The organism is Pedobacter borealis DSM 19626 (genome assembly GCF_000708285.2).
Lineage (GTDB): Bacteria > Bacteroidota > Bacteroidia > Sphingobacteriales > Sphingobacteriaceae > Pedobacter > Pedobacter borealis.
In genome coordinates this window covers 1-24,517 of sequence record NZ_JAUG01000075.1, presented here as the reverse complement: position 1 = coordinate 24,517, position 24,517 = coordinate 1, and the positions used below count along the sequence as shown (strand labels likewise).

Here is a 24,517-nt window from a genome sequence, read left to right as displayed (position 1 = left end):
TTTTGTGGCGTTTTAATCAAGTTTTCTGTTAAGACGGTCGTCACCCTGAATTTATTTCAGGGTCTTTCACGCTAAAAAGATGCTGAAATAAATTCAGCAGGACGATAAAGCGGGATTAGGCGTAAATAAGATATAATTTTCAGCAAATAATTATCGAACTCAGGTTATCAAATTTAAACAGGCTAAGTCTACAGGATTTTTTTATTTAAAACGTAACTAACATAATAGTTCGTTTTCTTGTTTTTTAATTCAATAATGATTATTATTGATTACACACAAAAACACAAATAAAATGAAACCTAAATTAATCATCATGGCGCTGCTATGCGCCGTCAGTTGGCGCTGTTATGCCCAAACTGAAAAGGGCTCGGGCTTTGTTGGCATGAGCGCCAGTTTTGGAACATCCAAACAAAACAGTTCTTCACCAAGCCTTAACACTTTTACCCTAACGCCTCGCGGAGGTTATTTTTTGGCCAATAATTTTGCCATAGGTTTAGAAATCCCCTTAAATCTTTCTAAACTTAGAAGAGAAGATTATATTGTATGGGACGAAGAAGATGGCAGATACGAAGACCGCCATGGCGTAAAGGAATTTAGTATTGGCTTCTCCCCCTTCGTGCGTAAATACATTGACGTTAAAGACCGTTTTAAATTCTTTATGCAGGCCAATCTCCTGCTCCAATTAAACACCTTTAACCGTATTGATGAGGATGGTTACCTCATCCGTACCGATGCCAGAGTAAAGGGATATGGAGCCAGTATAAGTCCTGGTTTCACCTATTTCGTGTCAGACCATTCTGCAATCGAGTTTTCGTTTCCAATCGTAAACTTCTTTCACCAAAATTATTATTCGGAAGGATCGCTCTACAATTACGACAAAACCAATAACCTGAAATTGGCGCTGCAGAATTTTACCCCAACATTTACGTTCAATTATCATTTTTAATCTCTCATCAAATGAGAAACATATTCAACCTACTAAGCTTAAAGGTTTTAAGCTTAGTGCTACTTTTAACTTACGTATGTAATGTGAAAGCCCAGACAACAGAAAGCACTGAAATAAAATATTATAAAAGTATTTTCCCCGAAGAAAATGGGAAGCCAGAGTCTATTGGCAATAAAAAAATAGAATATTATCGAAGCATCTTCCCGGAAGAAAATGGAAAGGTAAAATCAATCGGGGATATGCCTATCGAATATTATCGAAGCATATTCCCCGAAGAAGATGGAAAAATCAAATCAATTACAGGTGAAACAGGTAGCGATTTCAATTTATCCCCTACTGAACTTTATTATTTTATCCTGAATGCAAATTCGAAGTAAATACAATCCATTCATTCTTATCATCGAACACCGATCTAATAAATCAGATCGGTGTGTTTTTTATCATCCTTTATAAAAGAGGATGGGCTTTTTTATTTCTTTTTGGTTTCAATATTCGGTAAGAATCCGGTTAGTAAACCGATTAAAGGCAGAAATGCACAAACACTAAATACGTATTCAATACTCGTAGAATCGGCAAGTTTCCCCAATAGCGCCGATCCGATGCCACCCATGCCAAAGGCAAAGCCAAAAAATAAACCTGCAACCAAACCAACTTTACCGGGGATCAGTTCCTGTGCATAAACTAAAATTGCCGAAAATGCTGATGCCAAAATCATCCCGATGGGAACAATAAGTACACCTACCCAAAACAGGTTGGCATGTGGCAGTAATAATGCAAATGGAGCAGTTCCTAATATTGAAGCCCAGATTACATATTTCCGCCCTATTTTATCTCCTATTGGTCCACCCAATAAAGTTCCCGCAGCTACCGAGAATAAGAATACAAATAAATAGATCTGCGAGGTTTGTACTGAAACATGAAATTTATCGATCAGATAAAAAGTAAAATAATTGGTCAAACTCGCCATGTAGAAATATTTGGAAAAAATCAACAAGAGCAAAATACACACAGAAAAAATCACCTTAGTTCTCGAAAATTGATTCACTACAGTTTGAATATTGATCTTTTTACTTCTCGAAAGCACAAATCCCTTATACCAATTACCTACGTAGGTTAAAATAATAATAGCTAAAAGTGCAATTACCGAAAACCAAATCACACTGAACTGCCCGTAGGGAACAATGATCCAGGCAGCCAACAACGGACCTAAAGAACTCCCTGCATTACCTCCTAATTGAAAAACAGACTGGGCCAATCCCCTCTTCCCGCCTGATGCAGCATGCGCCATTCTGGAGGCTTCTGGATGAAAAATGGAAGAACCTATCCCAATAAAACAAACAGATAATAATATGGTGTAAAAATGGGTCGATTGTGAAAGCGAAATTAAACCGATCAGGGTAAAGCCCATGCCTGTAGCCAACGAGTATGGTTGTGGCTTTTTATCTGTATACAAACCCACAAATGGCTGTAATAATGATGCGGCCAATTGAAAGGTTAAAGTAATTAAACCAATTTGCGAAAAGCTTAAATGATAACTGGTTTTAATAATGGGATAAATTGCAGGAATTAACGATTGTATGGTATCATTAAGTAAATGCGAAAAACTTAAAGCGAAAAGTATTGGGAAAACGGTTTTTTCAATAATGGAAGTGGTCGTGCCATTCTCAGTCATATCGGTAAATTATACCTCCAAAAATAGTGATTATAATTTTTTAAACTATACCGTTTGTCCTTGCAAAAACCAAACATTTTTATAAAGTTCTGGTTTTATAGCTATGGAAAAGAACAGAAAAATTGTCGGCTTATGCGGAAGTTTAAGAAAAGGATCATACAATGCCATGCTATTAAAGGTGGCAGGCGGTTTAATCCCCGAAGGTATCCAGTTCGAAACAGTGACTTTTGATGATATTCCTGTTTATAATGCAGATCATGATTTACCCGAAGCTGAAGAAAGGCCTGCAAGTGTAGTAAAATTCAGAGATGCCCTTGCCACTGCAGATGCTTTTATTATTGTGTCTCCTGAATATAATTATTCTATTCCTGGTGGATTAAAAAATGTCATCGACTGGGCCAGCCGTGGAAAAGATTCGCCTTTAATGCATAAACCAGTTGCTGTGATGGGCGCAACACAGGGTATGTGGGGAACGGTTAGAATGCAAACAGCATTTTTACCTGTTTTTACATTCCTTAATATGAACCCGGTTTTACAACCAGAAGTTTTAGTTGCCCAGGCTCAAAATAAATTCGATGCTGAAGGAAATCTAACCGACGAGAAAACCATCGGTATTATTAAAAAGAAAATAGAGAATTTAATTTCTGCTTGTAGGGTTTAATCCAAAACAGCGACAGGCCCTTCCCAAAAACCTGACATTTTCGGCGTTTTACAATCTGACATTTATACAAAAAAAGTCAGATTGTCAATCTGTCATGCCTAAAAAATTAATCAGTCGATTAATTTTTAGTCACACGAAAATAATATTGACTTAACACTAATTTTATATCTGTTTATCAATTAGACAGTTGCCAAAAAACTGATTTTTTGATGACGCTGACAAAGTTTTTTGGCACAAGTGTTGACTTTTATTCAAATATAGTCAGAAATTAAAAAAGTAAAATTGACTATATTTTTATAACAAATAAATAATAAAAAAGATGAAAAAACTATTATTATCTTTAGTAGCAGTAGCAGGTTTAGTTTATGGTGCACAAGCACAAACTGAAAAAGGAAATTTTATGTTAGGCGGTAACGTAGGTGTAAACTCTACAAAAGTAGACGGTGCTCCAAAAGCAGATTTTAGCTTTAGTGTATTACCAAGTGTTGGTTATTTTATCAGCAACAATTTTGCAATCGGTACGGGTGTTGGTTACGAATACAATAAAGAAGTAAGCAACAAAACTCAGGATGGCGCTTTTAAAGTTGCCCCTTTCGGTCGTTACTATGTTGGTTTATCTGATCAATTTAAATTCTTCGGACAATTATCAGTGCCATTGGCATTTGGTGAGTTAAAAGCAACTGATGCTAACGGCGATAACGCAGTTAAATTGGGTACCACCACTAAAATCGGTGTAGAACTTGCTCCAGGATTTGCGTTTTTCCCAACAAAAAGAATCGGTATCGAACTTTCGGTTAAAGGTTTAAGTTATGAAAACTATACTTTGAAAGCAGAAGGTACAGGTGCTAAATTAAAAACAAACACTTTCGGTTTAAACGCTGATACTTTCGCACCAAGATTAGGTGTACAGTTCTACTTTTAATTAATTCTCCCTTAAGGGAAATTTAATAAATGACTTTTTTTTCGAAGAGCGTCCCGGTTTACCATCGGGACGCTTTTTGTTTACTTCTTTTCTCTGATGGCTTTAAATTCAGAGCCGTCTTTCCATTTCGGATACGAATCTTCATTACTGATGTGATACCCCATATCAAAGAGCATTCTTACATCTTCTACAATACCTGATAAATCCCAAGTTTTTACATCGAAATTATCCTGTGGCGAATGATAACGGAATTTAGTAAAATCGGCTACCTGCTTCAATCCCCATGCCCTGCCGTTTTTGATATTATCTACGCCAGAACCTGTAAACAATGAGGGTACACCAACCTTTGCCAGATTAAAATGATCTGAACGATAGTATAATCCCGATGACGGAACAGGATCTGGTACAATTACCCGCCCCTGCTTTTTAGCCGCCGCTGCAGCATAATCTTCGAGTTCTGACTGGCCAAAGCCATACACCACAATATCTTTGGTTTTACCAGCTATACCCATCATATCCATATTGATATTGGCAACGGTTTTGGCTAATGGAAAAACAGGATGTTTGGCATAATACTCAGAACCTAAAAGACCCTGTTCTTCAGCCGTATAAGAAATAAACAAAATGGTACGTCCAGGTGCTTTAGGCAACTTTTTAAAGGCCGAAGCAATTTCGAATAAAGCGGCTACACCTGTTGCATTATCAACCGCTCCGTTGTAAATCGAATCGCCCTGTATTTTCTCTCCTACCCCTAAATGATCCCAATGTGCCGAATAAATAATCGCTTCATCTTTACGTTTATCGCCTGGTATTTTAGCCAAAACGTTATAAGTAACCGATTTTTTGATGGTATTTTTAACCTTTAGTGAGGTGGTGATATTTAAATCAACAGCATTAAATCCTTTTTTTCGGGCACTCAAAGCCAGTTGATCGAATGATTTACCATCCAGTGCAAATAATTGTTTCGCCTTATCTAAAGTAATCCAGCCTTCTAATACAGCCCTACTCATTCCATTGTCTTCGCTTTGCAGGGTAAGTTTAGATTTCGACCAGCCACTGCGCACAACTGTCCAGGGATAGGCTGCCGGCTCGGTATCATGAACAATAATAATCCCCGTAGCCCCTTGCCTTGCTGCTTCTTCAAATTTATAAGTCCATCTCCCATAGTAAGTCATATTTTTCCCTTTAAACAAGGTAGAATCGGCAAAACCCGGATCGTTAATCAATACCACCACTGTTTTTCCTTTTACATCAAGGTTCGCATAATCGTTCCAGCCATACTCGGGGGCAACAATGCCATACCCTGCAAAAACCAGTGGCGAGTTACTCATGCTTACTTCATCTCGCACACGGCGCGTACCTGCCACAAAATCGGTTAAATAATTGAGTGTTAAGGATGCTGTTTTTCCTTTGAGAACCATTTTATCTTCCGGCACAGATTTAATTTCTACCATGGGTACCTCCTGAAAGAAACTATCTCCATTCCCTGGCTGCAAGCCCAATTTTTCGAACTGGGTTTTTAGATAATTAATGGTTTTGGTTTCTCCATTGGTGAAAGGTTTTCGTCCTTCTAAACTATCAGCCGCAATTACCGATAAATATTGGGTTAAACTCGAATCGTTAATGGCTTTAATGGCTAAAGAATCGGCACCAATATCAGTGCTTTTTGTGCCTTGCTTGCAGGAAGCAAAGAAAAGGAGCGCACAACTGGAAAGTAGAAGGAGTTTTTTCATTTGTAAAGGATTGTTTTTAGATAATTAATCGCATTTGCTGAAAAATACGAAGAAATTAGGAGTTTCGTCTTTATCATCTTAAATATGTGGGTATAAAACGTGCAAAGTAGTCTCCCGCGGATTTCACAAATTACGCTGATAGGGCTTAAAATCTTTAGTTCGATATTTCTGCGTTTATCATCTTAAATCTGCGGGAACAAAATTATGTCTCCCGCGGATCTCCCAGATTTACACAGACAAAGCTTAAACACCAAATACATCTCCCGCGGATCTCGCAGATCGACGCAGACAAAGTTCAAACATCCTTAATTCCAAATTTCGGCGCTTATCATCTTAAATCTGCAGAAACAAATACATCTCCCGCGGATCTCGCAGATCGACGCAGACAAAGTTCAAACATCCTTAATTCCAAATTTCGGCGTTTATCATCTTAAATCTGCAGAAACAAATACATCTCCCGCGGATCTCGCAGATCGACGCAGACAAAGCTCAAACATCCTTAATTCCAAATTTCTGCGTTTATCATCTTAAATCTGCGGGAACCAACATGTGCCTCCCGCTAATCACAAAGACTTACTCAAAACTGTATAGTTATTTCTTAATCAGCTTAAATTTCCTCAACTGCTGCCCGTTTTTATTGATCACACCTACATAAACACCTGTTGATAATGCGTTTAGCAAAAAACGGTTCGAACTTGTGGCCTTTTCCTCAAAAACCTTCTGTCCTAATATGTTAAAAATAGATAGACTATAATCTTCGAATGATCCGCTCAGGATGGTTAAATAATCGGCAACTGGATTGGGAAAGAAAGAAAATTCATTGTCTTTAAGAAACACTGCCGAAACCAGATCGCTCTGCACCTGGCCGTTGGCAGTTTCGAAAGTAACGCGGTAAAACTGGATTCCAGCTTTTGGCTTTTCATCAAATATGGTATAATCGAGTTGATTTGAAACTGGCTTCGTCTGCTGTAAAACACTAAAAGTATTTGGCCCGGTCTGTTTTTCCCAAATGATATTCTTTAAATCCAAGGTACTTCCAATACTGAGATCTAGTTTTACTTTATCCTCACTTACAGATGCCGATAAATTCCTTACATAACAGGCAATTCCCTGCTGCGTATAATCGATGGTATAACTTTTTAAACCTGTAAAACCTACTCCGTTAGCTGCTACCGCAAAATATTTACTATTAATCTTGCTTGCATCAAGCTTAACTATGGTATCAGTGAGGGTTAACACTGGAGAAAGAATATTATCTACGATATTGTACAAAGTATAATCTTTTGCCCCAGGCTGTGGATTCCAGTTGAGCATAGCCCCGTCTTTACACACATAACCAACTTTCAATGCCCTTGGACTAGAAATCGTAAATGATTGACTCAATATTACATTTCCATCCACTTCCATTTTTATCATTGCTTTAGCAAACAAATCTGGCGTATCCCAATTGTAAAAACCTTTACTTAAATCGATCCCCGAAGCAATTGATTTCCATGTAGCCCCCTCATCATAGCTCACCGATAAGTTTCCGGTTTTACTGGTGTAAGTATTCTCCCACCTGATGTAGTTTTGTTCATTAGCAAAAAACTGTTCGTTTTTTTCGGGATTGATGAAAGAAAAAGTGTTTTTGAATGTATAACGATAAGCCATCGCAAAGCGCTGGTTATTGCCCTGTGTGATCCTGTTACCATTAACATGAATCTTATAAGCACCAGCCGAGGGATTATCGAGGCTAACCTGCTGAATGGTATTGATAACGTCGGCCTTACGCACAGCTGGCTTTGAGAGGGAATCTAAATGCGGAAAGCTGCTTAACACCCAGGGCAGTGTTAAATTTCCAGCAGGATTTTCTAGACTTAAATCCAATCCATTAACCAAACTTTGTGCTGCATTTACAACAGCAGGAGGATCGTTCCAGGTAATGGTTAGTTTCACTTCAGCTACATTAGCCGGAATAGCCAAGGGAATAAGCAAATCCTGATTTTTGGCCACTTCGTACAAAGACGCCCTGTTGTCATCTAAAGTTTTTAACGATTGGGCCACATTCAATTTTCCATAGCCATATAAAAAATCTAGCTGTGGTGTTCCCAAATCATCAGCCGAATTAATTACTGTTGCTCTAATTAATGAAGCAGAGGCCGCTTTTTTATATTTCTGCTGATAAAATTGTTCTAACAAAGCGATTGATCCACTGGTAATTGCAGCAGAGCCCGATGTTCCGTCTTCGCCCAAGGCAACAAGTTCCGGTTTTACGCGCCCATCATAGGCAGGACCTTTACTGCTCAGATTTTCAGAAATATTTTCTCTGCTAATCCCTCCTATCACCAATAAATTTTTAGCCTGCTTAAAATTGCCTGTTAAATTGGCTCTGGCGGTTACCCCTTGATAAAAACCAACTGATGGCGTTGTTGTTCCTTTATTTCCGGCAGAAAAAACATGGATCAAAGTATCGGTTTCGTAAATCTGCTTATCGTATGCCGCAGCCTCCATTCCATAATCGTTATCGATATCGGTGCCATACGAATGATTTTGAACTTTAATCTGAAGCCTATTTAAATCAGTAACCAAATCTGGCATGAGGTTAGAAAAATCAGAATATGCCAATTTGGATTTAGGCGCCGCACCTAAACCACGGATAAAGGAATTGCCGTTTCCCAAAGCCAAAGTGGCCATAATGGTAGCATGGGTAGTTGGTGTTGTACCAATAGTAGCACCAGGTAGAGTTTTACCTAACAGATCAAGGTCGGCTGCATCATACATCCCTTCTTTAAAGGAAACATTTATCCCCGCACCATCAATACCTGGAAAAAGACGATGGGCATTAGAAATTTGGTTTAAGCCCAGATCGAGTCCATTAATGACCACCTCCTCTTTAGCAACAGGCAAAACATCAGCGTATAAAACATCATCCAGCTCCAATATCAACATTAAATCAGCTGGCAGAATATTAACCATAATCATGTTGTTGATATGATCTATTGATTTTATGCTTAAGTTTTTAGCTGAACCAGGTAAAGCATTTATATTTTTGAAGGATAGCCTAACCAGAATGGAATCGTTCTTTTTTGTTGACTTGGCAAGCACTTTGATTAACCGATCGCTGGCCTTCCATAGTCCATTAGCTTTTTCTTGATAAATTACATGATTAGAGAGGCTGGAGACAGCCGGTTTTTCGACAATAAAATAATCGCCAGCAAGTTTCTTTTTAGGATGCAATAACTGAATTTCCGTAGCCGTCAACGTACGATTGAACCGAACCAAAATGAGGCTTTCGGCACTTAATTTTTGCGAATTGCCAGTTTTGGAAATATATTTTTCAAAATATTTTTCTATTCCAGCAGGTTGTACTTGTGCGTTTAAACCAAGCACAGACAGACAAAAACACACAACTAAAAATACAGTATTGACTTTCAAAAATTATTTTATTATAAAATTTTGTTTACATCGTTTATCTTCTCTAAATTAGGATTAATAAGGTAATCCACAAATTTTATTAACTAACTTATTCAACCTAAACTAATTTATTCTAACTAAGATGAAAACAACAAAATTTTTATCGATTGCAACAGCATGCCTTTTACTCACTAACCTATACTCATGTAAGAGTAACAATACTGAAAACGCAGTAGAAAACAAAACTGATATTTCAGCTGACAAATTATCACAGATCAAATCCCTAGGCTTTAGTACCAACAATATCCGCAAAACAGATGAAGGTTATTTGGTAGAGGGAGATATTCTTTTAACCGATGACAATCTAACTGAACCTTCTTCTGGTGCAAATTTAAACATTGCCGAAACGGAACAGTACCGAACCACAAACCTGGTTAAATCTTTACCACGTGTAATTACCATGTCGGTAACGAACCTACCTCAGGTATATAGTGACGCTGTAAATACCATGATTTCGAGATACAACTCGTTGGGTTTACGCATTACTTTCCAAAGGGCAAGCGCAGGTACAACCGGAAACATTAACGTTGTGGGTTTTAACGAAGCTCCAAGTGGCGGTTTTATTACTTTGGGTTCTGCGGGCTTCCCTACAGCATCAGGAAAGCCATACAATCAGATTAAAATGAACACCAATGCAGCTGCTTATGGAACCAATCCTGATTTATTGTACCTTGCTTCTGTGATCCAGCACGAAGTAGGCCATTGTATCGGTTTCCGCCATACGGATTATATGAACCGTGCCTTTAGCTGTGGCGCAAGTGGTGCAGGTAACGAAGGCGCATCGAATGTGGGGGCAATTAGGATCCCGGGAACGCCTTCCACTCCTGATGCAGGCTCATTTATGTTGGCCTGTTCTAATGGCGGCAACCGTACTTTTAATGCAAATGATGTGATTGCGGTAAATTACCTTTACAAATAAAAAAACACTAACGGATTACCTTAACAGATCAGAAGCCCCGAAATTTTCGGGGCTTTTTTGTTTATTAACCACAGATGCACACTGATAAACACGGATTGAATCTGTGGCTATCCTTTTTATCTCTGGTTAAATAAATAACGAAATGGTTTGTGAGGACACAAAGCATGGCGAAAGGGGAAAATTTTGCGATAGAAAGGATTAAATTTGGAACACAACCCTAAATAACCAAACCTGATAGCGCCTAATAGCTCCCGATTTAAGCAAATATTTGTATTCAAGAAATTCAAATCGGGACTATCGGCAATAGCAGGGCTGAAATAACCGAAGAACTACCGAAACCTGCTTTCCAAAAAACGGCAATTATCAAAAACAATCACTAACAAAAAAGATTGCCACGGCTAATGAAAAATTAGCCTCGCAATGACGACCTATCTAGAAAAATAGACCCTGAAATAAATTACCTTCGGTGAGCTCGCTTAAGGCTCGGTTTACTTCGTAGCTTTCCGCTGCGCTACAGGTCAGGGTGACGCTGCGATTAAAATTAGCCTCGGAATGAGGGCTTATCGCTATAAAAAATGGCCTGCGTTTCCACAGGCCATTGTAATCATTATTACATTAAAAACTATTTTCCGTTCTGTTCGATATCTCTGTCCATTTCTACTAAATCAACATCGCTCGGTTCAGAAAAATCGCCGATTAAATATTTGTTAAAGTGATCTGCCAGCTTCCAGAATGCATACTCCGTCATATCTCCAAAACCATGGCGCTGACCAGGAATAATCAAGAAATCGAAACGTTTACCTGCTTTCATTAGTGCATTGGCCACGCGGATAGAGTTTGCCGGATGCACATTATTATCTACATCGCCGTGCATCAATAACAAATGTCCCTTTAAGTTTTTGGCCAGGTCAGGGTTTTTATCAATGCTGTATTTAAATGAGGTATCGCCTTTTAAAGAAATGGTTTCTTTTACCCCATGGTGTTTTTCGCTCCACCAGCGGTTGTAAATGCTATTATCGTGGTTTCCTGCGTTCGAAACCGCAGCTTTAAAGAAATCAGGATAAACCAACATAGCAGCGGTTGACATAAAGCCACCGCCAGAGTGACCTGTAATACCCACTTTCGATTCGTCGATGTAAGAATATTTGGCTGCAAGTTGCTCAATAGCTGTTTTCTTATCCGCTAAACCGTAATCGCGCAGATTGCCATAACCATAGGTATGGTACCATTTAGACCGCGAAGGGTTTCCGCCACGGTTACCTACCGTAATTACGATATAACCAAATTGTGCTAAACGCTCAGTACGGTCCATACTTTTGCTAAAAGCTTTGTTTACCGCTTCTGTTTGTGGGCCTGGGTAAACATATTCGATAATCGGATACTTTTTATTCGGGTCGAAATCGAAAGGTTTATACATTACGCCGTACAGATCGGTAATTCCATCATCTGCTTTTACTTTGAAAGGTTCAGGGAATTTGTAACCAGCTGTTATTAATAATGAAAGATCTGTAGTTTCAAGTTCCATCACTTTTTTGCCTGATCCATCGTAAAGCGTGGCTTTTGGTGCAGTATTTACCCTCGAATAATTATCAACAAAGAAAGTATTGTTGTCATTCATATTCGCCACATGGTCAAAATCACCTGCATTTAACAGTTTCATGTTCGAACCATCAAAATTGATACTGTATAAATGTAAGTAGTAAGGATCTTCTTTACCTTCCCTGCCATTTGCCGTAAAATAAAGGATACGTTTTTTCTCGTCGATATTTACGATACTCTCACAGTGGAAAGCACCTTTGGTAATCTGGTTTTTCAGCTTCCCATTTCCATCAAAAAGATAAAAATGTGCCCAACCATCGCGCTCACTCCAATGAATCAGTTCGTTGCCATCATTTACCAAACCTGGGCGGTTAACTTCAACATAGGTATTAAAACGTTCGTCGATTAAAGGCGTAACTTTTCCGGTTGCAATATCAACCGTACCGATGTCGATACGTTTTAAATCGCGACTGGTGCGTGAAAAATAGAACCTGCTATCGTTGCCCAACCAAATAGATGGGCGGAATTCGTTATCACGGTCTTTATTTAATGATGGTTTGCTCCAAACCGAAACACTTTGATCTTTAAATGCGGCAACACTCAGTTTTTTATAAGATTTTGCAGCAAAATCGAATAGCAAAACTTCATCCTGAGGGGCTTCAGCCTCTCCCGGCATTTGATATTTATAGGTTTCTAACGTCGGACGGCCAGGTGTAACACTATTAATTACCCAAAGATCTTTAACCTTACGCGAATCGGTTCTATCCAATACGAAATATTTTGAATTCGGCGACCAAAGCACATAAGCACCACGGCGTTTTTTATTATTTTTTTCGATCTCTACATTGTTTTCACCATCGCCATCACTTCCGTACGAATAGAATTTAACACCGTCTTTAGTGAGCTGATGTTCTACAATTGTGCTGTCATCTTCATTTTTGACTGCTTTTTTGTAGTTGTCTTTATCCATCCAATACAGGTTGTAATTACGGGAGAAGATAATGGCCGACGAATCGGGTGCTACCGATCCCCATGATGGTTTTGGTTTTGGCTTACTGAAATTTGGCACCTCAGTTAACTTCGCGCTGGCCAGTTCGTATTTGAAAGAAAATATTTTCTTCTGCATAGAATCTGCAGCTTTTTTATCTTTTCTGTCTTTTTTCAATTCATCGACCGTGCTTTTGATTTCGAAAGAAATACTTTTTTCATCGGCAGCAAATTTCAGGTTTTCCAGCGGCAAATGCTCGGCATCGAATGGATCGCGAACAATCAGGGTAATATCTGCTGCCAGTTTAGCATTGTCAAATATCAGCTTTTTGCTTTTTAATGCAGGATCTACCAGGTACCAGAATTTTCCTTTCGGGCTTTCGAAAGTGTACCAAAAACGGTTGCTCAACTTTAGCCAATGTGGATCTACAGCGGTAGAATAAACCATTTTCTTCAACTTATTTGGCGAAAAACGCGATGCAAGCTGATAATTTGCTTTAGGCTGTGACTGAATATTTTCGGTTAGGGTAAATGTTTTGTTTTGTCCAGCTACAGTTAAAGATAAAAACTGCGCACACAGCAGGAGTTTATAAAGTTTATTCATCAAAATTTGTTTGAGCCGCTAAATTATTTAATTAAAGCATATTAAGCAGGCTTTAATGTGTAATAAAAGCGATAGTTAGCTCAATTTTATGCACCAGAAATTAATTATTAACACAATTTATTTTGATGGTTAAATAATTGACAGATTTTATAGTTTTGTAGCTATATATCCTCATAATGAAATACAGCTTTTTAACCCTAATAACAGCCGGAGTAATCTTATTTGCCAGCTGCCAATCTAAATCTCAAACAGAAAATACCACGGCTAAAGATTCTAGCACGCAAACTTCCAAAACTGCTACAAGTGCGGGAACACCTGTTGACGTTTCGAAAATAAAAGTTGCTGATGCCAAAACCATTTTAGCCCGAAAACAGGTACCTATTTTATGTTATCACCAGGTAAGAAACTGGAAGCCAACCGACGGAAAAGTAGGTAAAGATTATATTGTAGAAATCCAGAATTTTAAAGACCAGATGAAAATGCTGGCCGATAGTGGCTACCATACCATTTTACCCGATCAGCTTTATGCCTACCTGAACACTGGTGCTGCCCTACCGAGCAAACCCATTATGTTAACTTTTGATGATACTGACCTGGATCAGTTTACCATTGTACGCCCTACTTTAGATAAACTGGGGTATAAAGCCGTTTATTTCATCATGACCGTTTCGATCGGCAAAAAAGGCAAATTTGTAGATTACATGAGCAAAGAGCAGATTAAACAACTTGCTGACGAAGGAAATGTGATCGGCAGCCACACTTATGATCATAAAAACTTTAAAAAATATGCAGGTAAAGATTGGGAAGAGCAATTAGATAAACCAACCAAAAAACTGGAAGAAATTACAGGTAAAAAGATGACAGAATTTGCCTATCCTTTCGGTTTATGGAATGCAGAAGGCATTCCTGAGCTTAAAAAACGTGGCTTTAGAATGGCTTATCAATTATCAACCAAACGCGATGAAAAAGACCCATTGTTTACGATCCGCAGGATTATTGCCAGCGGTTACTGGTCGCCTAAAACATTAAGCAACAGCATTAAAAACAGCTTTTAAATAAGATCATTGCTTCATGAAAAGTTTTCTGCTCTACGGTGTGGTTTCTACACTACTTTTAACCTCGTGCCTGTCTTCCAAGGCTTCAAAAGAAAAAGCAGCTGTTGCAAACACTACTGAAACGGTTAAAACAGATTCGCCAAATACGAAACCTGCCGATAATAAAACCATTCTGGCCCGCAGAGAGGTGCCCGTTCTGTGTTACCACCAGATTAGAAACAACATTGCCAGCGATAACAAAAGAGTACACGACGACATTATTGCCCCTGACAAATTTAAAGGCCACATGAAAATGCTGGCCGATAGCGGTTATCATTCTATTTTACCCGATCAGCTATACAATTATCTGGTATACGGAGTTGAGCTGCCAGAAAAGCCTATTATGATCACTTTCGATGATACGGATGAAGATCAGTTTACCATTGGGAATACCACGTTAAAAAAACACGGCTTTAAAGGCGTTTATTTTATTATGACGGTATCCATCGGCAGAAAAGGGCGGATCAATTACATGACTAAAGAACAGATTAAACAGTTATCAGACGAGGGAAATACGATTGCCAGCCATACCTACGATCATAAAAACTTTGTACAGTTTACCGACGAGGACTGGACAACCCAAATTGATGCACCAACTAAAAAACTGGAAGAGATTACAGGTAAAAAAGTAGCGTATTTCGCCTATCCCTACGGTGTTTTTAAAGCTTCAACTTTACACAAGCTGAAAGAACACGGGTTTAAAGCGGCATTTATACTTTCAACGGCACGGGATGAAAACTTTCCACTTTACACCATCAGGCGAATAATTGATCCTGGAAGATACACTGCAAAAAATTTATATTACAGCATAAACAAGAGTTTTAATAAAACAAAATCATAGCAAAGTGGTTTAAAACATAGTGAGTTTGAATGTTGAAAGGTTAAACACAACCTTTCAACATTCAAACTTTACATCATTAAACTTTACATCATTAAACTTTATAGCCTCCCTATGAAATATTATTTGCATTGTTTCCTTTTCGGATTACTCATTATATCTGCCTGTAACAACCCTAAAAATGGAGGCAATACCACTGAAACTACAAATGATAGTACGGCGAATGCAAAGGCCGAACTTACAGAAAGTTTTTACAAGAGATTGGAAGGTACCATTGCAGGCAAAAAAGTAGTGATGCACCTGCAAAAAGTTGATGATGATGTAAGTGGTACCTATTACTATGACGGCTCATGGCTTAACCTATCAACCGATACTTTAATCGGGAAAGATAGCCTTGTACTTACTGAATACAGTTTTTATGAATCATACTTCACACAGGATTTTAAATCGCCACATTTAGCTTTAAAATGGAATGGGTATGGTTTTAACGGGAATTGGGAAAGTGGCGATAAAATCAAAAAATACCCGATTGTTTTAACAGAAAAATATCCTGAGGGCAGTTATCCATTCAGCACCGGAATTTACAAAGACTCGGTTAAGGCATTTGCCAATCAGCCAAAATCGCCTGCAGCTGAAATCAGTTTTGAATACTTAGAAAGCAAAAATAATGATGAATACGGCAACTGGTTAAATTCGGAACTTAAAAAAATTTCAGGACTAAAATTAACCGTCGACCGCTCAATCGGCTTCAAAAATATAGCTGCTGCTTATTTCAAAGATTATAAAACGCAGGTTACGGAGCAATCAAAAAATAGCCGCGGCGACGATTTTCAGGCCTGGATGAATTATACCAACAACAGCCAGCAATCGGTTAATTATAACGATAATGGTTATGTAGTAATCGAGTTCCTTGCTGATGCTTATACTGGTGGTGCACATGGCAATTACAGCAGCTTAATGTTTTGTTTAGATGTGAAAAACAAAAAACAAATGGTGCTTAGCGATATCATCAAAATAGATTCGAATACCTTACAGGGTGTTTTAGAACGTAATCTTCGTAAAGAATATAACATTAAAGCTAAAAATGCACTGAGCACTGTTCTTTTTGATGACTTTATAAAACCGAACAATAACTTTTATTTCAATGCGAATGGGATTGCTTTTATGTATAACCCATATGAAGTAGCGAGTTACGCACAAGGGCAAATTGTAATATTTATTCCTTATTCGGATTTAAAGACCTATTTGGTGCCGGCTTTTGCACAGCGGATGGGAATTAAATAAATTAGAGTTGATTATTGATTAATCGGTTAATTGAAAACTGCCAACTGAAAACTTATCATCTGCGTTTATCATCTTAAATCAGCGGGAATAACTATAGATAAAATTGTCCCCGCAGATTACACAGATTACGCAGACTTTTAACTCAACTACCTAGTGCAAATTGTAAACTGCCAACTGAAAACTTTACAGTATCTCTTTTATGATATAATCTTTACCATTAAACTTAAAACTTTCGTTTTTAGCTTTTCCAATCAAAAACCTTCCGATTGGCGAAGCCTGCGATACGGCAAAGAATTTTTGTCCATCGGTATTAAGTTCACCAGCGCTGATGCTAATATAAAAATTACTTTCTGAGGTTAAAACCAAACTTCCGTTTTTAACCAGGCGATCTGATTCGACATTTTCGATCTGTTGTAATGCGATTTTCTGTTGTCCGGCTTCGTACAGTAATTTACTGTTGCGGTCCATCTCCTGCTGCATCATTTCGCGCGTAGTTTCGTATTTATCGCCTGCACTACTTTTTGTATCATCGTTCGAAGCTTGCCTGGCCTGTTGCAGAGAATATTCAATATTTTCTATCCTATTTTGAATAAAAGTTAAGCAAAGCTGATAAAGTTTAGATTTTAATGCAGACATATAATAATGGGTAATAGAGAATGTAAAATGGATGGTATTAAATGGAAGATAGACTATTTCCTTAAGGCAAAGGCCTGTTTTAAAATAGATTCGATTTTCTTTTTGGGGATATCTTCGAGGTGGTTGATCAATAAAATTTTCATTCTGGCTCTTTTCTCCTGCAACAAATCATCGTGTTCAATTTTATTTCCATCAACTAAACCGATGTAAGGCTGATGGAGTTTTTTATGTGTCCAAAGATAGCAGAACATTTTTCCTTTATGGTAATAAAAAGGCATTCCGTATTTCCAATGCTCAGTAATATCAGCATAGCCCGTTAAAAGCGACCTTAAATATTGAAGGCAACTTTTAATCGGCTCATCTTTTTGTTCGAAATAATTATCCAACGGACTTAGCATAATATGAGATGATGTATAGTCCATAGTCTTCAGTCCGTAGTCTGGAGTCAATTAACCGATTAACAGTATCTACTAATGAACTACCCCTCTATCCACCTCACCTTTTCTTCCATCGAAGTCCGGTTTGGCGCCCAGGGCTTTTCGTTATGATAACCCATGTAAAATAAGCCGATGCACTTTTCATTTTCACCCAGACTTAAGAAATCACCTAAATTATCAATTAAAGGTGGAGAGCTCCAATAGGCACCTACCTGCAGGCTTTCGGCAGTTAAGGCCATATTTTGAACAGCACACGAAACGGATGCCAGCTCTTCCCATTCGGGTATTTTACCACTCACCTGCATATTGATGGCAATGATGCAATCGGCCTGACTCGTTTTTTCGGCAAAGCTGTCGTATTTTTTCTGCAAAAACTGTTGCGGACTAACCAATTCCTTATATAATTTACCCAGTTCTTCACCAAGTTTTGTTAATCCCGCTTTTCTGATCACAACAAAGCGCCAGGGCTGGGTTAATTTATGTGTTGGTGCATAATTGGCTGTTTCTAAAATCTGGTTGATTACCTCAACCGGAATTTCTTTTTTTATATAGCTTGCAGGGAAAATACTGCGACGTTCTTTTATAACTTTTGAAACAATATCGTATGTTGTACTCATTTGGTAAAAATAGCTAAAAGCTGAAAGACTAAAGCTGAAAGAGAGAGAGAAATTCGACCTCTAATAAAAGATCTGACGCTATGCTAACTGAAAACTTCAAACTGTGAATTGCAAACTGTCAACTGCGAACTGATAACTGCTTCCTGATCTGTTTAACCTTTGCAAAAAAGCCAATACTTTCTTTATCTACCAGAAAATCCATGGTTTGTAGTAATTCCTCTTTAATCCAGTTGTGCTTGGCATTTAAATTAGCTAAGATGTTTAAACAATGTGATTTTACAGCTACTGGAATCTTCTCATCAATTAACCAGGCAAAAACAACCGCTACCAAATGATCGGTATCATAACCGGCAAGAATCTTTTTAATTTCCATAGCGGCATTTTTCTTCGTCATAAAGGCCAGGATTTTAACATAATGCCTCAATGCCGATAAATTGTGTTGTTGCGGAAATTTCTCCAGAAAATAAAACACATGAGGTAAAAATCTTTCCTGATGTTGAGCAAATACATTTTCTAAAATCCATGCGGCCCTAAAGCCAATCTGTTCGTCATGATAAAAACTTAAATCGATCAGATCTTTCACCGAAAAGGTGTCTTCTGAGGCAATTGCGGCTAACTTTTCTACTTTACTTTTTTGAAGTGTTGTTTTTATGGTATCGAGCAAGGAATGGTTTAGCATGAGACTAAAATAAATATTTTAGCAGACTAAACCTCGCAGGTTTTAAAAACCTGCGAGGTTTGATTATTATTAAGCTGTGGGTTTTAACAAACTTGCCAAAAGCTTCTCTTCTCTGTAAAATAAACCCGGTAGTAGCGAACACGGAGTGCAACGAAGTAAAGCGGATAACGGGACTGCTTACAAAAAAAAGAACAGAACCTTCCATTTCCCAGTCCTTCCAACAATCAAACGTCTTCCCATCTTAACCTTTATTTTCAAAAATTGTTAATGACGATTAGATCTTAAGCCACTAGCCAACTGCTTCTCCCCTTTGTAAAATAAACCCGGTAGTAGCGAACACGGAGTGCAACGAAGTAAAGCGGATAACGGGACTACCTGAGCCACAAAGTACCGAGCCCTTCATTTTCAAATTCCCGATCCCAACCTTTCTACCCTCACCTTCCCGCCTTCAACTTTCTTTTCAGATATTAATCCCAAACCTTTCCTTCTTCTGCCTTTTTACCCTCAACCTTTTTGCGTATCTTTGCGGCTTATTTCAATTATAGCATGATTTCAGTTTCTAATTTATCGTTACGATACGGCAAACGCACATTATTTGAAGATGTTAACCTAAAGTTTACCCAGGGCAACTGCTATGGCGTAATTGGGGCTAACGGCGCAGGTAAATCTACTTTTCTAAAAATTTTATCGGGAGAGGTAAACCAAACTTCTGGTAGTGTGGCTTTTACTCCAGGCGAAAGAATGGCGGTTTTAAAACAAAACCACTACGAATTTGATGAGTTTTCGGTATTAGAAACCGTAATGATTGGCCATAAAGAACTTTATGCCATCATGAAAGAGAAAGATGCCATTTATATGAAGGAAGATTTTTCTGAGAAAGATGGCGAACGTGCCGGAGAGCTTGAAAATCTTTTTGCCGAAATGGATGGCTGGAATATGGAAAGCAATGCTGCAACCATGTTGAGCAATTTGGGCATTACCGAAGATAACCATTATAAATTACTAAAAGAGCTAGACAATACGCAGAAAGTACGTGTGTTATTGGCACAGGCCTTATTTGGTAATCCCGATATTTTATTACTGGATGAGCCTACCAACGATTTGGACATCGAAACCATTGCCTGGTTAGAAAACTTTTTGGCCGATTACCAGAATATTGTATTGGTTGTATCGCACGATAGGCACTTTTTAGACGCAGTATGTACGCACATTGTGGATATCGATTTCGCTAAAATGAGCATTTACACCGGTAACTATACCTTCTGGTACGAATCTAGTCAGCTGGCATTAAAACAGCGCAGCGACCAGAACAAAAAAATGGAAGATAAGGTGAAGGAGCTACAGGAATTTATCCGCAGGTTTAGTGCAAATGCATCTAAATCAAAGCAGGCAACTTCTCGTAAGAAAGCTTTAGATAAGATTGATATCACCGAAATTAAAGCATCAAGCAGAAAATATCCAGCCATTATCTTCAATAATACCGGTCGTGAGGCTGGTGACCAGATTTTACAGGTAGAAAACCTGGGCAAAAATGGAAACGATGGTGTTTTGTTCGACAAAATTACCTTCATGGTAAATAAGGGTGATAAAATTGCTGTATTATCTCAGAACAGTTTAGCTACCGCAGCATTTTATGATGTTTTAACGGGCAGAGATGCAGATCATAGAGGTGAATTTAAATGGGGTGTTACCATTAGCACTGCAGATATCCCAAATGATAACTCTGAGTATTTTGCCGGTAAAGATGAAAACCTGGTAGATTGGTTACGTGAGTACTCTGGTACCGATGCGGATGAGCAATTTGTACGTAGCTTTTTAGGCCGTATGTTATTCTCGGGCGAAGAGGTACTTAAAAACGTAAAAGTCCTTTCGGGGGGCGAAAAAATGCGTTGTATGTTCTCGAGGATGATGCTACAACAAGCCAACCTGTTAATGTTTGATGAGCCAACCAATCACCTTGATCTGGAATCTATTGAGGCACTGAACAATGGCATGAAAGATTTTAAAGGAGCGATATTGTTTACCTCACGAGATCACCAGTTAACCGAAACTGTTGCCAACCGCATTATCGAAATTACGCCAAAAGGCACTATAGATAAGCTGATGACTTACGATGAATACATTAACAGCAGCGACGTTGCGAAACTAAGAGAAGAAATGTATTCTTAATTCTTCAATTAAAATATTGATTTAAAAGCCACATGCACTCCATGTGGCTTTTTCTTTATAAAAAAACGCATCTGCTGTAGCGTTTTCATTCCATTAATCGTTTTACAAGAAAAAAGCGTTAATGGCCATTAACCAATTTTGTTCAAAAAATTGATTTAAAACATTAAAATGAAAACGAATTTGAAAAATTTTAGCACTACAAAAATTATACTCTCTCTCTTAGCAATAGCTTTAACCATTACGGCTTGTAAAAAAGATTTTAACAACGATCCGATAGAAGCGGCCGGTATTGGCTTCGTTCATGCATCACCAGGAACTGCTGCCTTAGATTTTATATTGGATAACCAAAAAATAAATAGCTTTACCTACACTAAAGATTTAGGATACTATGCCGCTTATCCGGGAACAAGATTGGTGGGGGTTGCTAAAAAAGATTCTTTAAAATATTTAACCACAGCTCAAGCCATATTAAAAGAAGGATCATTTTATTCGGTTTTCGTAGTAGATACTTTAAAATCAACAAAACTTTTAATCCTTGAAGATGATTTAAAAGCACCTGAAACTGATAAGGCTAAAGTTCGTTTTGTAAACTTAAGTCCGGGTTCTGCCCCATTTGATTTAGCTATTGCAGGTACAGATGCACCTTTATTTACTGCAAAAGCTTTTAAAGAGTTCACCACTTTTAGCAATATTGCACCGAACGACAGCTATACTTTCCAATTAAAGCAAAGCGGAACAGTTAAAGTTAGCTTACCGGCTGTTAAAATCGAAAAAGGTAAAATTTATACCATCTGGGCTAAAGGCTTATCGAGCAAAACCGATAGTACTGGCGTTGGCTTATCAGTGATGACGAACAAATAAAAATATTTCACGCTACCTGTGGAAACGAAAACTGACACCGCTCCAAAAATTGGGTGGTGTTATTTTTCTTAAATTTGCAATAATTAATCATGATAAACCTTTAATAAATAGTCCTTTACAGGGTGATAAAAAAAATACTCAGTTTTGAGGAAATTTTAAAAGGCTGTGTAAAAAACGACAATAGCTATAAAGAAATGATGTATAAATCATTTTATGGCTATTTAATGGCCATTATTTTAAGGTATACTAAGAACCCTTCTGACAGTGAAGAGCTTGTAAATGACAGTTTTATCAAGATTTTCAAACATGTTGGTGGCTTCAAAGCACCTAAGAATCCGGAAGAATTACAGCGATCGTTTAAAGGCTGGATTGCCCAGATTGCTTCGCGGACGGCAATAGACAAGATACGGAGTTCGAAAATTCAGTTTTATGTTGATGATTTAGCAGAAAGTGAACATCCGGTTACCCAGGTTTCGGTCGCTTCGGAACTACACGTTAATGATATTTTGAATTTACTAAATCACTTACCAGATACGCAGAGACTGGTATTTAACTTATATGAAATTGAGGGCTTTGCCCACGATGAAATTTCGAAGATGTTAAACATTCCTGAAAGTTCCAGTCGTGTTTACCTTACACGTTCTAAAAATAAGTTACGTACCCTTTACCTAAATACCATGGTTAATTCATACGAAAAAAATGGATAAGGAATTAATTGAGCATATCACCGCACAACTCCAAAACCATGAGGAAACATACCCTGATGGTGCTTGGGAGCGCTTTTCGGAGAAAAAAAATAAGAGACGAGGCATCGCTTTTTGGCCTTTGTGGGCGGCTGCTGCCTTAATTTTAGTCTTTGGAGGTGTATTTTTTGCGCAAAACAATATAGATCAGAAAAAAGATATTGCAATAACTAAACCTAAAGCTCAGCAAAATGCTACAGCCAATGGGAATGCAAATATTGAGACTAAAACCAATCTTACTTCATTAAATAACGGTACAAAACCTGTAAATAACCTAGCGGCCAATGGTCCAGCTAAAATTACTGAAAGTACAAAACCATTATCAACAGAACAGACCAGTTATACATTTATTAATACATCAGCGCAATTAGCCCCTGTAAACAATAATCTTTTGGATAGTAAACTTTCGGGTGCTAATCTTTCAAACCTGAAATCAAAACAGTTTGATATTTTAACGGAAAAGAAAAAACCTCAACCCATTGCGCAAACAAGTTTTGAAAAACTACTTGCCCAGGATAGTTATGCGAATCAACAAAAATCGCCATCAAAAACAAACGGGAATTCTAAATGGCAGCCTGATGTGTATATTGCGCCAGCAATGAGTAATGATAATAAAGTGACCATGAACTATGGGTTTTCTTTATCGTATGCCATTGCCAATAAATTATCAATAAGTTCTGGCGTTTCATATGCTTCTATTAGCACTACAGAATCGTTAAACGCTTCTGCGCCACAAACCTTATCGGGCAAAAACCTCGAGTCGGTTGATGCTAAAGTGCGTGGAATTAATGTTCCTTTAGAATTAAAATATAACATAAGTGATAAACTCTACACCAATATAGGGGTTTCTGCACTGGCTGTTTTAAACAACTCACAGCAGAACAACTACATTGTAAACCAGGTGCAGAATTTTTCTTCCACAACAGCGAATGGCTTTGCTGATTCGAAGACCATGATTGTGAAAGAAAAAACTACTGAACCACAACCCGAAGCCAATATAGATCCTGATAAATACATCGGATTCTACAATTTTTCTCTGGGCTATAAGCAAAAAATATCAAAAAAGAACAATATTGCTATAGAACCTTTTTTAAGGTTGCCAATGAAAACTTTCTCTAAGGAGAACCTTAACCTCACCAACGGCGGACTGCGTTTGAAGATTGATTTTTAGAAAAAAAACTAAGATATTTAGTATATTTGGTTAAATACCTAATATGAAGAATATCAAGCCATATCCTACTGAAGAGGAGCAACCTCCTATTAAAACCCTTAACGAGGTCGATTTTTCTGCCGTATACAGTTATGCAGATTATATGCGCTTCGAATTTGAAGAGCGCCTAGAAATTATCAAAGGCTACATTTTCAAGATGAGCCCTGCTCCTTCCAGGATTCATCAAAAAATATCGGGAAGAATTTACGTACCAATTTATAATGCACTAAACGGCCATAAATGTGAAGTTTATTCAGCACCTTTTGATGTCCGTTTAGCTAAGAAAACTCAAGATGACAAAGAAGTTTTTACCGTAGTGCAACCCGATATTGTGGTAGTTTGCGATCCATCCAAACTGGATAAACGTGGATGCATTGGTGCGCCCGATATCGTTGTCGAGATTTTATCACCTGGCAACAATAAAAAAGAATTGATCAATAAATACGAGGTTTATGAAGAAGCCGGTGTTAAAGAATACTGGATTGTAAGTCCTTCGGAAAAAACATTTTTCAG

Annotated in this window: 21 protein-coding genes; 13 read left to right on the top strand and 8 right to left on the bottom strand. The window is 38.0% G+C overall.

Features of this window, described 5'->3' with window-relative positions; all coding sequences use genetic code 11:
* Positions 1–292 precede the first annotated feature (292 nt).
* Entirely contained in the window at positions 293–946 is a 654-nt protein-coding gene (locus tag AW17_RS17415; RefSeq protein ID WP_029278565.1) for a hypothetical protein, read from the top strand.
* 11 nt (positions 947–957) lie between these two features.
* Positions 958–1,323 carry a hypothetical protein gene (locus tag AW17_RS17410; RefSeq protein ID WP_029278564.1) on the top strand — a complete coding sequence of 122 codons (366 nt, stop codon included), beginning with the start codon at positions 958–960 and terminating at the stop codon, positions 1,321–1,323.
* Between the two features lie 92 nt (positions 1,324–1,415).
* Here AW17_RS17410 and AW17_RS17405 read toward each other — a convergent pair whose 3' ends face one another.
* A complete protein-coding gene (locus AW17_RS17405) occupies positions 1,416–2,618 on the bottom strand; it encodes an MFS transporter (protein ID WP_029278563.1) in 1,203 nt (400 codons plus the stop codon).
* Positions 2,619–2,721: 103 nt separating this feature from the next.
* Between AW17_RS17405 and AW17_RS17400 the strand changes: the two genes are divergently transcribed.
* Positions 2,722–3,279: an NADPH-dependent FMN reductase gene (locus AW17_RS17400; protein ID WP_029278562.1), complete on the top strand. Its 558-nt coding sequence runs from the start codon at positions 2,722–2,724 to the stop codon at positions 3,277–3,279.
* 319 nt (positions 3,280–3,598) lie between these two features.
* Complete coding sequence (locus tag AW17_RS17395) at positions 3,599–4,201, top strand: outer membrane beta-barrel protein (protein ID WP_029278561.1); 603 nt, start codon at positions 3,599–3,601, stop codon at positions 4,199–4,201.
* Positions 4,202–4,281: 80 nt separating this feature from the next.
* Here AW17_RS17395 and AW17_RS17390 read toward each other — a convergent pair whose 3' ends face one another.
* Positions 4,282–5,934 (bottom strand): M28 family metallopeptidase, encoded by a 1,653-nt coding sequence (locus tag AW17_RS17390; RefSeq protein ID WP_029278560.1) that lies wholly within the window; start codon positions 5,932–5,934, stop codon positions 4,282–4,284.
* A gap of 591 nt (positions 5,935–6,525) precedes the next feature.
* Positions 6,526–9,348 (bottom strand): S8 family peptidase, encoded by a 2,823-nt coding sequence (locus AW17_RS17385; RefSeq protein WP_157280346.1) that lies wholly within the window; start codon positions 9,346–9,348, stop codon positions 6,526–6,528.
* 121 nt (positions 9,349–9,469) lie between these two features.
* On the opposite strand from AW17_RS17385, the gene AW17_RS17380 reads away from it, so the two are divergent.
* Complete coding sequence (locus tag AW17_RS17380) at positions 9,470–10,306, top strand: M57 family metalloprotease (RefSeq protein ID WP_029278558.1); 837 nt, start codon at positions 9,470–9,472, stop codon at positions 10,304–10,306.
* Positions 10,307–10,928: 622 nt separating this feature from the next.
* On the opposite strand, the gene AW17_RS17375 is transcribed toward AW17_RS17380, so the two are convergent.
* Complete coding sequence (locus AW17_RS17375) at positions 10,929–13,436, bottom strand: S9 family peptidase (RefSeq protein WP_029278557.1); 2,508 nt, start codon at positions 13,434–13,436, stop codon at positions 10,929–10,931.
* 176 nt (positions 13,437–13,612) lie between these two features.
* Between AW17_RS17375 and AW17_RS17370 the strand changes: the two genes are divergently transcribed.
* The 3 genes from AW17_RS17370 (at position 13,613) to AW17_RS17360 (ending at position 16,652) form a co-directional block, all read left to right on the top strand.
* Complete coding sequence (locus tag AW17_RS17370) at positions 13,613–14,491, top strand: polysaccharide deacetylase family protein (protein ID WP_029278556.1); 879 nt, start codon at positions 13,613–13,615, stop codon at positions 14,489–14,491.
* 16 nt (positions 14,492–14,507) lie between these two features.
* Positions 14,508–15,371: a polysaccharide deacetylase family protein gene (locus AW17_RS17365; protein WP_029278555.1), complete on the top strand. Its 864-nt coding sequence runs from the start codon at positions 14,508–14,510 to the stop codon at positions 15,369–15,371.
* Between the two features lie 111 nt (positions 15,372–15,482).
* The gene (locus tag AW17_RS17360; RefSeq protein ID WP_029278554.1) at positions 15,483–16,652 is read left to right on the top strand and encodes an RsiV family protein; all 1,170 of its coding nucleotides are present in this window, start codon (positions 15,483–15,485) and stop codon (positions 16,650–16,652) included.
* A 183-nt stretch (positions 16,653–16,835) separates the two neighbouring features.
* Here the strand turns inward: AW17_RS17360 and AW17_RS17355 are convergent, their stop codons facing one another.
* The 4 genes from AW17_RS17355 to AW17_RS17340 form a co-directional block, all read right to left on the bottom strand.
* On the bottom strand, positions 16,836–17,288 hold the full coding sequence (locus tag AW17_RS17355) for a 3-oxoacyl-ACP synthase (protein WP_029278553.1): 453 nt from the start codon (positions 17,286–17,288) through the stop codon (positions 16,836–16,838).
* A gap of 53 nt (positions 17,289–17,341) precedes the next feature.
* On the bottom strand, positions 17,342–17,710 hold the full coding sequence (locus AW17_RS17350) for a DUF1801 domain-containing protein (protein WP_245235096.1): 369 nt from the start codon (positions 17,708–17,710) through the stop codon (positions 17,342–17,344).
* Positions 17,711–17,766: 56 nt separating this feature from the next.
* The gene (locus tag AW17_RS17345; protein WP_029278551.1) at positions 17,767–18,342 is read right to left on the bottom strand and encodes a nitroreductase family protein; all 576 of its coding nucleotides are present in this window, start codon (positions 18,340–18,342) and stop codon (positions 17,767–17,769) included.
* Between the two features lie 118 nt (positions 18,343–18,460).
* The gene (locus tag AW17_RS17340; protein ID WP_029278550.1) at positions 18,461–19,021 is read right to left on the bottom strand and encodes a hypothetical protein; all 561 of its coding nucleotides are present in this window, start codon (positions 19,019–19,021) and stop codon (positions 18,461–18,463) included.
* Between the two features lie 546 nt (positions 19,022–19,567).
* Between AW17_RS17340 and AW17_RS17335 the strand changes: the two genes are divergently transcribed.
* The 5 genes from AW17_RS17335 to AW17_RS17315 all read left to right on the top strand — a co-directional run.
* The gene (locus AW17_RS17335; protein WP_029278549.1) at positions 19,568–21,190 is read left to right on the top strand and encodes an ABC-F family ATP-binding cassette domain-containing protein; all 1,623 of its coding nucleotides are present in this window, start codon (positions 19,568–19,570) and stop codon (positions 21,188–21,190) included.
* Between the two features lie 168 nt (positions 21,191–21,358).
* Positions 21,359–22,051 (top strand): DUF4397 domain-containing protein, encoded by a 693-nt coding sequence (locus tag AW17_RS17330; RefSeq protein WP_051691930.1) that lies wholly within the window; start codon positions 21,359–21,361, stop codon positions 22,049–22,051.
* A 122-nt stretch (positions 22,052–22,173) separates the two neighbouring features.
* Positions 22,174–22,758 (top strand): RNA polymerase sigma factor, encoded by a 585-nt coding sequence (locus AW17_RS17325; RefSeq protein WP_029278547.1) that lies wholly within the window; start codon positions 22,174–22,176, stop codon positions 22,756–22,758.
* A complete protein-coding gene (locus tag AW17_RS17320) occupies positions 22,751–23,965 on the top strand; it encodes a hypothetical protein (RefSeq protein WP_029278546.1) in 1,215 nt (404 codons plus the stop codon). The genes AW17_RS17325 and AW17_RS17320 overlap by 8 nt, the downstream gene beginning before the upstream one ends.
* Before the next feature lie 43 nt (positions 23,966–24,008).
* Positions 24,009–24,517: Uma2 family endonuclease (locus AW17_RS17315; protein ID WP_051691929.1), on the top strand; the 509-nt coding region annotated here is incomplete at its 3' end.